12 protein-coding genes, 2 tRNA genes, 2 rRNA genes and 1 riboswitch are annotated in these 12,170 nt (G+C 53.0%); of the genes, 14 read left to right on the top strand and 2 right to left on the bottom strand.

Annotated features, from left to right (window positions below; genetic code table 11):
- The 12 genes from BZG23_RS09620 to BZG23_RS09565 all read left to right on the top strand — a co-directional run.
- A 23S ribosomal RNA gene (locus tag BZG23_RS09620) occupies nucleotides 1-169 on the top strand; the annotation flags it as partial.
- A 115-nt stretch (nucleotides 170-284) separates the two neighbouring features.
- Nucleotides 285-400 (top strand): 5S ribosomal RNA (rrf, locus tag BZG23_RS09615).
- A 59-nt stretch (nucleotides 401-459) separates the two neighbouring features.
- Nucleotides 460-536, top strand: a tRNA-Asp gene (locus BZG23_RS09610).
- Between the two features lie 148 nt (nucleotides 537-684).
- Nucleotides 685-761 (top strand) — tRNA-Trp (locus tag BZG23_RS09605).
- A 298-nt stretch (nucleotides 762-1,059) separates the two neighbouring features.
- The gene (gene crcB / locus BZG23_RS09600; RefSeq protein ID WP_046074607.1) at nucleotides 1,060-1,440 is read left to right on the top strand and encodes a fluoride efflux transporter CrcB; all 381 of its coding nucleotides are present in this window, start codon (nucleotides 1,060-1,062) and stop codon (nucleotides 1,438-1,440) included.
- A gap of 56 nt (nucleotides 1,441-1,496) precedes the next feature.
- Nucleotides 1,497-1,596, top strand: a riboswitch (TPP riboswitch).
- 93 nt (nucleotides 1,597-1,689) lie between these two features.
- Nucleotides 1,690-3,666: a phosphomethylpyrimidine synthase ThiC gene (gene thiC / locus BZG23_RS09595; RefSeq protein WP_077606794.1), complete on the top strand. Its 1,977-nt coding sequence runs from the start codon at nucleotides 1,690-1,692 to the stop codon at nucleotides 3,664-3,666.
- Entirely contained in the window at nucleotides 3,663-4,331 is a 669-nt protein-coding gene (gene thiE / locus BZG23_RS09590; protein WP_077606793.1) for a thiamine phosphate synthase, read from the top strand. The genes thiC and thiE overlap by 4 nt, the downstream gene beginning before the upstream one ends.
- Nucleotides 4,315-5,082, top strand: coding sequence for a HesA/MoeB/ThiF family protein (locus tag BZG23_RS09585; protein WP_077606792.1), 768 nt, complete (start codon nucleotides 4,315-4,317; stop codon nucleotides 5,080-5,082). Before thiE ends, BZG23_RS09585 begins: the two co-directional genes overlap by 17 nt.
- On the top strand, nucleotides 5,063-5,263 hold the full coding sequence (thiS, locus tag BZG23_RS09580; RefSeq protein ID WP_077606791.1) for a sulfur carrier protein ThiS: 201 nt from the start codon (nucleotides 5,063-5,065) through the stop codon (nucleotides 5,261-5,263). The genes BZG23_RS09585 and thiS overlap by 20 nt, the downstream gene beginning before the upstream one ends.
- A gap of 2 nt (nucleotides 5,264-5,265) precedes the next feature.
- Entirely contained in the window at nucleotides 5,266-6,039 is a 774-nt protein-coding gene (locus BZG23_RS09575; RefSeq protein WP_077606790.1) for a thiazole synthase, read from the top strand.
- A complete protein-coding gene (gene thiH, locus BZG23_RS09570) occupies nucleotides 6,039-7,190 on the top strand; it encodes a 2-iminoacetate synthase ThiH (protein WP_077606789.1) in 1,152 nt (383 codons plus the stop codon). The genes BZG23_RS09575 and thiH overlap by 1 nt, the downstream gene beginning before the upstream one ends.
- 13 nt (nucleotides 7,191-7,203) lie before the next feature.
- Nucleotides 7,204-7,434: a glutaredoxin family protein gene (locus BZG23_RS09565; protein ID WP_069361819.1), complete on the top strand. Its 231-nt coding sequence runs from the start codon at nucleotides 7,204-7,206 to the stop codon at nucleotides 7,432-7,434.
- A 53-nt stretch (nucleotides 7,435-7,487) separates the two neighbouring features.
- On the opposite strand, the gene BZG23_RS09560 is transcribed toward BZG23_RS09565, so the two are convergent.
- Both BZG23_RS09560 and BZG23_RS09555 read right to left on the bottom strand, forming a co-directional pair.
- Nucleotides 7,488-9,275: an aminopeptidase P family protein gene (locus BZG23_RS09560; protein WP_077606788.1), complete on the bottom strand. Its 1,788-nt coding sequence runs from the start codon at nucleotides 9,273-9,275 to the stop codon at nucleotides 7,488-7,490.
- A 63-nt stretch (nucleotides 9,276-9,338) separates the two neighbouring features.
- Nucleotides 9,339-10,319 (bottom strand): LysR family transcriptional regulator, encoded by a 981-nt coding sequence (locus tag BZG23_RS09555; RefSeq protein ID WP_077606787.1) that lies wholly within the window; start codon nucleotides 10,317-10,319, stop codon nucleotides 9,339-9,341.
- Between the two features lie 98 nt (nucleotides 10,320-10,417).
- Here BZG23_RS09555 and BZG23_RS09550 point away from each other — a divergent pair, with 98 nt between their 5' ends.
- Both BZG23_RS09550 and tsrA read left to right on the top strand, forming a co-directional pair.
- Nucleotides 10,418-11,623: a multidrug effflux MFS transporter gene (locus tag BZG23_RS09550; RefSeq protein ID WP_077578162.1), complete on the top strand. Its 1,206-nt coding sequence runs from the start codon at nucleotides 10,418-10,420 to the stop codon at nucleotides 11,621-11,623.
- A gap of 207 nt (nucleotides 11,624-11,830) precedes the next feature.
- A complete protein-coding gene (gene tsrA, locus BZG23_RS09545) occupies nucleotides 11,831-12,124 on the top strand; it encodes an H-NS-like global regulator TsrA (protein ID WP_046074614.1) in 294 nt (97 codons plus the stop codon).
- Nucleotides 12,125-12,170 lie beyond the last annotated feature (46 nt).

The raw sequence follows: 12,170 nt of genomic DNA, 5'->3' as shown, positions 1-12,170 counted from the left end.
AGATAAGCGCTGAAAGCATCTAAGCGCGAAGCTGGCCCCGAGATGAGTCATCCCTAGAGCTTCGAGCTCTCTAAAGGGTTGTCGTAGACTACGACGTTGATAGGCAGGGTGTGTAAGCGCTGTGAGGCGTTGAGCTAACCTGTACTAATTGCCCGTGAGGCTTAACCATACAACACCCAAGAGGTTTTGGGTTGGACTCGAATAAAGCCAGTTGATTGTGGCGAGAACGAACAGCTTTCTAGATTAAGTGTTTTGACTGAAAAGTGAAGACACACCAAATTTTGCTTGGCGACCATAGCGCTTTGGACCCACCTGACTCCATGCCGAACTCAGTAGTGAAACGAAGCAGCGCCGATGGTAGTGTGGGGTCTCCCCATGTGAGAGTAGGACATCGCCAGGCTTTGAATACAATTGATTAAAGCAAAGAGATATAAGTCTTTAGTCATACAGAATTGGTGCGGAGTGGTAGTTCAGTTGGTTAGAATACCGGCCTGTCACGCCGGGGGTCGCGGGTTCGAGTCCCGTCCACTCCGCCACTATTTAGAAACCCTAGCTGAAAAGCTGGGGTTTTTTTGTTATTGAACTTCTGGGAAAGATTTGCTTTATAAATAAGCGATCAAACGTCTGAAGAGTAATTGGTGGTGGTAATTTGTCGCGGGATCGCTACAATAGGCACCTATCTACAGGGGTATAGCTCCAATTGGCAGAGCAGCGGATTCCAAATCCGCGTGTTGGGGGTTCGAATCCCTCTACCCCTGCCACACATCAAAGCATCGACATTGTCGGTGCTTTTTTTGTATGTGAATCATCAAGCTTCTCGTAATCCGATTAAGGGAAGATGTGAACATGCAAACTACAAAAAGGCGTGTTGGGGGCTGGGTCGCCAGCCCGGTCGAATCCCTCTACCCCTGCCAAATATCAAAGCATCGACATCGTCGGTGCTTTTTTTGTATCTACTCTCTGTGGTAGCAACCACACCTCTCTTCCCTTTTTCTTCCTCCTGTTTCTTGTTCACATGTCGCGGTATGATGACTTTTTACCAATCGAAAGGAGCACCCAGTGGTAAGCATATTGTGGGTAGGGCTTGGTGGCGCATTAGGGGCATCCTCGCGTTTTCTCGTATCAGAGTGGAGCGTTGCGGTGCTTGGTCGTGCATTCCCATACGGTACCTTAATAGTAAATGTACTCGGGTCATTAGCGATGGGCGTCTTTTTAGCGGCGATGAGTCAAGAGGTGATTGCTCCGGTGCCTTGGCGCCAACTGGTTGCGATTGGTTTTTTGGGCGCATTTACTACCTTCTCGACCTTTTCAGTAGATACCTTGATGCTGTTCCAACATGGTGAGACAGTGAAAGCTTTGTTGAATGTGGGTCTCAATCTCGCGTTGTGCTTAAGTGCAGCCGCGATGGGCGCTTGGTTGCTAGCACGCATCACCGGTTAAGTGAAAACATCGTGTTACGTCGCTTGTTGTTGCGGCGGTGATTTCTTATACTGGCATTGAACTTGTCGGAGTGCCAATTGGCTGAGACCACGTTAAGTGGGATCCGTTGAACCTGATCTGGTTAGGACCAGCGAAGGGAACAAGAGATGCATCAGATCACAGGCCGTACGCGTCTGCCAGTTTGCTCACATCTCAATTCAGCGTTTTCCGGCAAGCATTAATTCCCATAATGAACACCGGAGTAATGCTATGTCGACCCGTAAACAGGCCCGTCTTGAGGCCAAGTCCTTTATCGATTCTCTCTCTGCGCAAACCTACCCCAAATCGGAAAAAGTCTATGTCGAGGGATCGCGACCCGATATTCGCGTAGGGATGCGCGAGATCCATTTGTCTCCGACCTTTGTGGGTGGCAGTAAAGACAATCCGCAGTACGAGGCCAACGAGTCCATTCGGGTTTATGACACATCAGGGCCTTATACTGACCCACAGAGTGCTATCGATATTTACCAAGGCTTAGCGCCAGTGCGCAAAGCCTGGATTGATGAGCGTGCCGATACAGAGTTTCTTGATGCAGTGAGCTCAGACTATGCGCAGACCCGCCTCAGTGATGAAACCTTAAATGATCTTCGCTTTAGTGCCTTACCGTCTATCCGTCGGGCAAAACCTAATCAGTGTGTGACCCAACTTCACTACGCACGCCAAGGCATTATCACCCCAGAGATGGAATTTATTGCTATTCGGGAAAATATGGGTCGCCAACAGTATCGTGAAGAGCAACTAAACCGCCAGCATCCTGGGGAAAGCTTTGGTGCTCACTTGCCATCAAACATCACTCCCGAATTTGTGCGCCAAGAGGTCGCTGAAGGGCGTGCGATTATTCCTGCCAACATTAACCACCCAGAAGCGGAGCCGATGATCATTGGGCGTAACTTTCTGGTGAAAGTGAATGCCAATATTGGTAACTCGGCGGTGAGCTCCTCCATTGAAGAAGAAACCGAAAAGTTGGTGTGGGCGACCCGTTGGGGCGCGGATACGGTGATGGATTTATCGACCGGACGCAATATCCACGAAACTCGCGAGTGGATTTTACGTAATAGCCCAGTTCCGATTGGCACTGTGCCCATGTATCAGGCGCTTGAGAAAGTGAATGGCATTGCCGAAGACCTGACTTGGGAAGTGATGCGCGATACCTTGATAGAGCAAGCCGAGCAAGGGGTCGATTATTTTACCATTCACGCTGGAGTGCGTTTGCACTATGTGCCCATGACCGCCAATCGCGTGACTGGGATTGTCTCGCGTGGTGGGTCGATTATCGCCAAATGGTGCTTGGCGCATCATCAAGAAAGCTTCCTCTATACCCATTTTCGTGAAATCTGCGAGATTTGTGCCGCCTATGATGTATCGCTGTCACTAGGCGACGGGTTACGTCCCGGCTCAGTGGCTGACGCGAACGACGAAGCGCAATTCAGTGAGCTACGTACTCTGGGCGAGCTTACCAAGGTGGCATGGGAATACGATGTGCAGGTGATGATTGAAGGCCCCGGCCATGTGCCCATGCACATGATCAAAGAGAACATGGACGAGCAGCTCACCCATTGCCATGAAGCGCCTTTTTATACTTTAGGCCCGCTGACTACTGATATCGCGCCTGGTTACGACCATATCACCTCCGGGATTGGTGCGGCGATGATTGGCTGGTTTGGGTGTGCGATGCTTTGCTATGTCACGCCCAAAGAGCATCTGGGTCTGCCCAATAAAGAGGATGTTAAAACCGGACTGATTACTTACAAGTTGTGCGCGCACGCCGCCGACTTAGCCAAAGGACATCCGGGCGCGCAGGTGCGAGATAACGCCATTTCCAAAGCGCGCTTTGAATTCCGCTGGGAAGATCAGTTCAACCTTGCTTTAGATCCGGTGACGGCGCGTGCTTATCACGATGAAACACTGCCTCAAGAGTCCGGCAAGGTCGCGCATTTTTGCTCCATGTGTGGGCCGAAATTCTGCTCCATGAAAATCAGCCAAGAAGTCCGAGATTATGCCAAAGAAAATGGCTATGCCGCCGCGGGTGAAGCGATTGATGTCACTATGCTGGAAGACCCGTTAGCAGGCATGCAGCAAAAATCGCAAGAGTTTCGAGAAAAGGGCAGTGAGCTCTACCTGCAAAAATCCCATCATTCGTCACCACAAGGCGCTGAGGTAGCGGACAGCGATAAGGTGGAGTCATGAGCCTGACCCCATTTGCGCCTATGTCTGAAGGTATAGGCCCATTATATCCGGTAGTGGACGATGTGGATTTGCTCGAACGCTTGCTTTGCTTGGGGGTGAAAACCGTGCAATTGCGTGTGAAGCAGCCAGCGCATCCACAATTGCTAGATTGGATACAGCGTGCGGTGGCATTGGGCCGCGCGCACCATGCGCAGGTGTTTATCAACGATCACTGGCAGCTCGCGCTTGAGGCTGGCGCCTATGGCGTTCATCTGGGGCAGCAAGACTTACAAGAGGCGGATCTTGACCGGCTTGCGCGGCAAGGCGTGCGCCTTGGCGTATCGACACGCAGTCCCGAACAACTCGCTGCAGCGATTGACCTCTCGCCCAGTTATCTTGCCATCGGCCATATTTTTCCCACCACTACCAAACAGCTCGCCGAGCCGCCGCAAGGCATTTCTGCGTTAGCACAGCAGGTGGCGACTGTGGATGGCCGTTTCCCGACGGTGGCGATTGGCGGTATTGATCTCGATCGAGCCCCTGACGTTTGGCGCACTGGTGTGGAGGCCATTGCGGTGGTCCGCGCCGTGACGCAAGCGCCTGATTTAGCGGCGCGCATTGACGCATTTAACCGCTGTCTTAATCCATCAAGACAGCAAGGAGGGCGTGATGCTATCGGACAGTGAATACCTGCGTTATAGCCGGCAAATCATGCTGCCAGAAGTTGGAGAGTGCGGGCAGCAGGCACTGAGCAAGGCGCGCGTGTTAATGGTCGGTGCCGGTGGGCTTGGAACCACCGCGGGCCTCTATCTTGCAGGCGCTGGCGTGGGTCAGTTAGCGATTGCTGACTCAGACCACATTGAGCTATCTAATTTGGCGCGTCAGGTGGCGTATCGGGATGAGCAAATCGGCACCGATAAAGCCGCAGCGCTAGCCGCTAACTTGGTCGCGCTGAATCCACATTGCCAGTGCCGAGCCATCAATGCCTATCTAGAAGGTGAGCGTCTGGCGCTTGAAGTGGCGATGGCGGATGTGGTCCTTGATTGCAGTGATAATCTCGCTACTCGCCATGCAGTCAATCAAGCCTGTGTAGAGGCTGGTACACCCTTGGTGAGCGCAGCGGCGATCGGTTGGCAAGGCCAGTTATTGGTTTATCAACCGCATAGCGCATGTTATGCGTGCGCCTTCGCAGACGTGACGCTTTCTGAACCCACGCGCTGTTCTGAAGCTGGGGTAATGGGACCTGTGGTCGGTATGATGGCCACCGCGCAAGCGTTGGAAGGAATAAAACTGTTATTAGGGCAGGCGGTCGGTACCAATCGCTTGTCACGACTGGATGGACAAACCATGACATGGCAGCACTTTTCGCTGCCCGTTCATCCGCACTGTGCGGTTTGTCAGCCAATGCGGGAGGTAAATGATGCGGTTAATCATTAATGACACGCCTACAGAGGTCAATGCCAAGACCGTCGCGCAACTGATTGAGGAGATGAAGGTGCCGGCCGAATCGGTCGCTGTCGCGCTAAATCAGACCATTATTGCGCGTGATGCTTGGTCATCCACGTCACTCACCGCTGGCGATAGCTTGGCGGTCTTTCAAGCGATTGCCGGAGGATAATTATGTTAACCATTGCGGATACAACGTTTTCATCTCGGCTGTTAACCGGCACTGGCAAGTTTGCCAGTCGCAAGACCATGGCCGAATCACTGGCGGCCAGTGGTACTGAACTGGTCACCATGGCGCTAAAGCGAGTCGATGTGCATGCCACACAAGACGATATTCTAACGCCGCTGCGCGAGCTCGGTGTACGCCTGCTGCCCAATACCTCAGGGGCGAAAAATGCGCAAGAAGCGGTCTTTGCCGCGCGTCTTGCCCGAGAAGCATTGGGAACGCATTGGGTGAAGCTGGAAATTCACCCCGACCCCAAATATTTGATGCCTGATCCGATTGAAACTCTTCAAGCGGCGAAAACGCTTGTGGATGAGGGGTTTGTGGTGCTGCCATATTGTCATGCCGATCCTGTGCTGTGTAAGCGTTTGGAAGAGGTGGGATGCGCGGCGGTGATGCCCCTTGGCTCACCGATTGGATCCAACCAAGGGCTGGCCTCAATGGCGTTTCTCGACATCATTATCGAGCAAGCTCGCGTGCCGGTGATCATTGATGCCGGCATTGGTGCACCGTCAGATGCGGCGTTAGCGATGGAGCGCGGCGCTGATGCGGTATTGGTCAACACAGCCATTGCCACGGCTGGCGATCCGATTGCCATGGGCGCAGCGTTTAAACAAGCGGTTGAAGCCGGACACTGTGCGTATCGTGCTGGGCTGGCGGGCACACACAATCACGCCCACGCGTCTAGCCCCTTAACCGCGTTTCTTGACGCTAAGGAGGCGTGATGAGCTTTTCTGAGCGGTGGGCGGCACTCGATTGGGATCATCATCGCCTTTCGATTTACAGCAAAACGCGCCAAGATGTCGAGCGGGCGCTGGCTAAATCTTCGCGCAATTTGGACGACTTCGCTGCCCTGATAAGTCCTGCCGCTGAAGCCTACCTTGAGGCCATGGCTCAGCAATCTGCGGCGCTGACGCGGCAGCGGTTTGGCTACACCATGGGGTTTTATATTCCGCTGTATCTCTCCAATTTATGCGCCAACGTGTGTACCTATTGCGGTTTTTCGATGGAAAACCGAATCAAACGGCGCACGCTGGATGAAGCCGAGATCGCCGCCGAGTGTGAAGCGATCAAAAAAATGGGCTTTGACAGTGTGCTATTGGTGACCGGTGAGCATGAAACCAAGGTAGGGCTCGAGTATTTTCTCCGCGCCTTACCCTTGGTGAAGCGATACTTTCATCATGTGGCGATGGAGGTGCAGCCGCTGGATACCGAGGCATATCGCGCCTTGGTGGCACAGGGTGTGGATGCGGTGATGGTTTACCAAGAAACCTACCACGCTCCAACCTATGGGAAACACCACAAGCGCGGGAATAAAACCGACTTTCACTACCGGCTGCAAACCCCAGATAGGTTGGCACAAGCAGGGGTCGATAAGATCGGTCTCGGCGCCTTGATTGGCCTTGAGGACTGGCGCACCGACAGCTTTTTTACCGCCCAGCATCTGGATTATCTGGAAAAGCAATACTGGCAAAGCCGCTATTCGCTATCTTTTCCGCGCTTACGTCCTTGCGCGGGGGCGTTACAGCCGAAATCGGTGATGACGGACAAGCAGCTGGTTCAGCTGATTTGTGCCTATCGGTTGTGGAATCCGCAGGTAGAGCTGTCGCTATCGACACGAGAGTCCCCCCACTTTCGCGACAATGTGTTGCCCCTTGGCGTCACGAGCCTATCCGCGGCGTCAAAAACCCAACCGGGCGGTTACGCGAACCCTGAGCCACAATTAGAGCAGTTTGCCATCAGTGATGAACGGAGCGCGGCAGAGGTGGCCGCCAGCGTCCGAGCCCTCGGTTTTGAGGTGGTATGGAAAGATTGGGATAACATCTACGATATCGCGCGTCAGGCGCAAATGGCTTCACAAACGGCAGTGGGTTAGCGACAATGTGGGCATGAAACGTATTACTGTATATGTAGGTCCACGCTGTCCTCACTGTGAGGCGGCCAAAGCTTACTTGGATAAAAAAGGGCTGCGTTATCGTGTTGTCGATACAGCCACGCCCAAAGGTAAGAAGCTGCTGGCGGCAACTGGCTCGCGGGGTGTCCCGGTGATTTGCATTGGCGATACCACCTTGCGCGGCTTTTCGCCCAAAGCGGTCGAGAAAGCCCTGAAAGGGGAATAAAAAAAGCGTCCAATCGGACGCTTTTTGTTTTTCATGCTCGGTGAAGACGCGACTTAACGGCTTAGTGGCGCGGTCGCTTGTTTTAACCAAGCTTGGTCTTGATCATCGAGGTGCGGGCTGATTTCATCCCACACCGTTTGATGATAGCGATTCCACCACTGGATTTCCGCCTCGCTGAGTAAGCTCACATCGACCAAACGACGATCGATCGGTGCACGCGTGAGTGAGGCAAACCCGAGCATCGTCATGTCACCCTCGGTGGGCTTTTCTTCAATCAACTCGAGGTTTTCAATCCGGATCCCAAACGCGTCGGCGCGATAGTAGCCCGGCTCGTTTGACACCACCATGCCTGGCAATAGCGCGACGCTATTGGGCGCTTTGGAAATGCGCTGCGGACCTTCGTGCACGTCCAAGAAATGCCCGACACCATGACCGGTGCCATGGTCAAAATCATAGCCGTGTTGCCACAAATACTGGCGTGCTAAGGCATCAAGCTGGCTGCCTGAGGTGCCTTTCGGGAACAGCGCAGTGGCCAGCGCAATATGCCCTTTAAGCACCAGCGTGAAGGCCTTTTTGATCTCAGCGCTGCATTCGCCCACCGGCACGGTACGGGTAATGTCGGTGGTGCCGTCATAGTATTGACCGCCTGAGTCGACCAAGTAGACGTTGTTGCTCTCAATCACGCTCGGTTTAGGCTGATTGTTGTGGTTATAGTGACACATGGCCGCATTGCCACCGGCGGCGGAAATGGTATCAAAGCTTAAGTCGACCAGTTGATCGTCTTGTTGGCGGAATTGATACAGGGTGTCCGCGAGCACGGCTTCATCAGGGCGTTCACCGGCGTCGACTTGACGGTCAAACCAGGCCAAAAAGCGGGTCACGGCAACTCCATCGCGCACGTGACAGGCACGCATACCGGCGATTTCTTTCGGGTTCTTGGCTGCTTTTTCAAGCGCACATGGGTCTTGCGCTTCCACCACAGTGACTTGCGCTTGTTGGAGGGTGTCCAGTGTCCACGCATTGGCACCGTTTGGGTCGACCAATACACGTTGACCGCGCAGCGCTTGCAGGGCATCAACCAGACTGTCTGGGTGCGCGACGCTCACGCCTTGGCCCACGTGTGCATCAAAGCCTTCGGGGAGACGGTCAGGGTCGATAAACACGGTGACGTCACCGGATTGCTTGATAATCGCTTGGGTCAGTACCACGGGCAAACGTGGGATGTCGCGACCACGGATATTGAGCAGCCAACAGACGGCATCGGGTTGAGTGAGTACCGCGGCATCAAGACTCTGTTCGGCTAACTGCTGGCCAATGGTTTGACGTTTATCCAAGCTGGCGCGGCCGGTTTTCTCTTCACCTAGTAAAATGGCAGGGCTATTAAGCGGGGCGGGGCGATCGTCCCACAGGCTTTCAATCGGATTTTGCTCAACACTCACCAGTGTCAAAGCCCCATCCAACGCGCGTTGGGTACGTTTGTACCAAGCAGCGCTATGCATGCGAGCGTCGATAGCCAGCTTGGCACCTTTTGGCAATTGTTGCTGGGCCCATTGCACCGGTGGCTCATCAATCAGGTGGCAGTAGTCAAACAGGCCGGCGGGGACTTGCTTACGGACTTGAACCACATAGCGGCCATCAACAAAAATTGCTGCCTTGTCGCGGGTGATCACCGCAGCGCCTGCTGAGCCGGTAAAGCCGGTCGCCCAGTGGAGGCGCTCGTTATGCTCAGGCACATACTCACCGAGATATTCGTCTTCATGGGGGATGAGTAGGGCGTCATAGTCGTGTTGAGCCAGCCAGTGTCTTAGCTGCTCAATACGCTTAGTAAGGGTCGCGTCCATTATTCTTCCTTCTTTGTATAGGGTGAACTCGCCATGTTCGGCCACGCGTGAAAAGCCGGTGGGTTAGACCCTAGCGCGATTGGCAATAGGCTGCAATTTTGCTGGGCTAAATTGCTGACAGCGCGAAATAATCAAGGCTTTCAGCCATTGGTGCCCTGGGTCATTTTCTTGATTTTGATGCCAAAACAAGGTGTACGCCATCGGCGGTATTGGCGTCGGTAACGGCCGTACCACCAAATTGAGCGATGCGGCAATATAATGCGCAAACTGGCTTGGTGAGGTAAACACCAGGTCGGTATAGGTACACAGGCTCGCCGCACTGTTGAAATCTGGCACGTACATGGCTATGTCACGCTCAATATTACGCTCTGCCAGTTTATAGTCCAACAGCCAGCGGTCATTCCCATCACACTTCACCTGTACATGTCGCAGTCCAAGGTAACGCGCTTCATCCCATGGCCCCCTGAGTGCCGGGTGATCGGCACGCATCAACACACACTGGTGATCTTGGCAAAGCTCTTGGTAGAGCACGCCCTTAGGCGGCATCATGGTCAACATGGCATCGGCGGGATTTAAGTCCTTGCCGGTGATGCCAAAGTCGATATTGCCTCGCGCAAGCCCATCAAAGGTGGTTTGATCCCAAGCAGCGGTATTAAGGGTGATAGCTGGGGCCGCTTCTAGCATATCGCCAATAAACTGTGGCAGTAGCAATGGATAGGCGCTCTCGACGAGGGCAAAGCGAAAACAGCGATCGCTTAAGTGCGGCTGAAAGTGATCCGGCTCGGTCATCGCCGCAACATCATTGAGTAAAGCGCGTAGTTTCGCTTGTAAGGCTTGCGCCCGAACCGTGGGTTTGAGCCCGTGGGCCGCCCGCGTAAAAAGTGGGTCGTTAAATTGCGCTCTTAGTCGGGCCAAATTTTTACTTACCGCCGATTGGCTTAAATGGAGGCGTTTGGCCGTGCCCGTGACATTGCACTCTTCCAACAATACATGTAGGCACACCAATAAATTGAGGTCGGTGCGCTGCAGTTGATCCAAATCCATTGCTGGTATTCTCCTTTGGAATATCTGCTTTTACTATAAACCATTATGGTTCATATCGTGAAACCACTATACTGCGTGCCTGTATAGAGGAGTAACCAATGACACACACTGATTCACCGACATCGAATCGTTTGCTGGTCGCCTTAATGGTGCTACTGGTGCTGTTTAGTCCGATGGCGATTGATATCTACCTGCCTGCATTACCGTATATGGCCGGTGACTTTAATGTGAGCCCAACGTTGGCGCAAGATACCGTCACTTGGTTTATGTTTAGTTTGGGTTTGGGCCAGCTGTTTGCGGGGCCATTGGCTGACCGCTTTGGTCGTAAGCCTGTCGCGATAATTGGTATTTCGCTATACGGCCTTAGCTCATTGATGGCGTGGCTCGCGACCTCGATGGATATGATGCTGGTGGCGCGTTTGCTACAAGGTTTTGGCGCGTGTGCGACTTCCGTGTGTGCATTTGCAGCGGTGCGTGACCGATTCGGTGCTGAGCGCAGCGGCCACATGATTAGCTACTTAAATGGCGCGATTTGCTTTGTGCCCGCCTTGGCGCCACTGTTAGGAAGCTGGCTGACACAAATGTTTGATTGGCGGGCTAATTTTAGCTTTATGCTGGGTTATGCGGCATTGGGTTTGGTCTTGGTTAGCGTGTTTTTGCCTGAGACGCGCCCGACACACACAGATAACGCTGGGCGCTTATTCAGCTTACGTCGGTATTGGCAAGTACTACGCGTGCCAACATTTACCTACCACATCATTCTTTGCATGCTGGCGATGGCAGTGATCTTAGCGTATGTCACCTCTGCGCCTGTATTGCTGATGGACAGGTACGGTATTTCCATGAATAGCTTCACCTTTTGGTTTGGCGCCAACGCGGCATTAAACATTGCCGCAGCGATGTTGGCGCCACGCTATATGCAACAATTTGGCAGCCGCCGCGCGCTCAATATTGGCTTGATGATGCTGGTGGGCTCTGGTGGATTAATGCTGGCACTCAGCCCTATTGCTGCCCCTTGGGCCTTTATGTTGCCGATTTTCACCTCGTCATTCGGCTTTGCCTGGGTGCTGGGCGCATCAGCGGGTGCGGCATTGGCGCCATTTTCTGACCGGGCGGGCACGGCGGCAGCCTTGTTGGGACTGTTCCAAATGAGTGGCGCTGGCCTTTTAGTCAGCTTAACCCAGCGCTTGGGATTATCGGCCAGTGATCTGATGACAGTGCATATGTGGCTATTGCTGCCTGGGCTACTGATTTTGTGGTCGCCGAAAGGTAAGCAATGGCATGCGAAAGCGGTAAGAGATTAAATAATCAGTAAAAACAACCGCTCAGTTGGCAAAATATAATAAGACGTGCAAAACGCTGGGGTCTCGACAACCCATCATCCCTTTTCGCTGGCTTCGGCCAGCGTTTTTTTATTTTGCTAAAAGCCCCAAGTTAAGAGTATATTTACTAAGCAAACCGAATTAATGCTCATTCCTTTTCGTTTTATATCCAAAGGTCAGTTACACACTATGTCATTATCGACAATCGAAATGGCGCGCGTCCTTGAGCAACTTGAGGAATCGCCCGAGAAAATCATGTTTGGCAAATTGCTGGCAGAATTAGGCAGCCAAAGTGAAGAGCGTGTACGTAGCGCCGCTCATCAGGTGCCACTGAAATATTTACACGAACTGGTTTATCAATTTAATCAGGTAATTGAAGAGCGCCGTTCTGAGCGTATTGAAGAAATAACCCAAGGCTTGGCGCAAGACGGTTTATCTGCTGACGAGCTTTATGAGTATATAATCCAACGCAAGATGGGCTGATCGCCGCCCATCACTCACAAGGATAAAGATGACAGAGCGGCGTGTG

Origin of the sequence: Salinivibrio sp. ML290 (assembly GCF_001995695.1) — a bacterium.
Lineage (GTDB): Bacteria > Pseudomonadota > Gammaproteobacteria > Enterobacterales > Vibrionaceae > Salinivibrio > Salinivibrio siamensis.
Note: the sequence above shows the minus strand (reverse complement) of the source record. Positions and strands in the feature narration are given on the sequence as shown.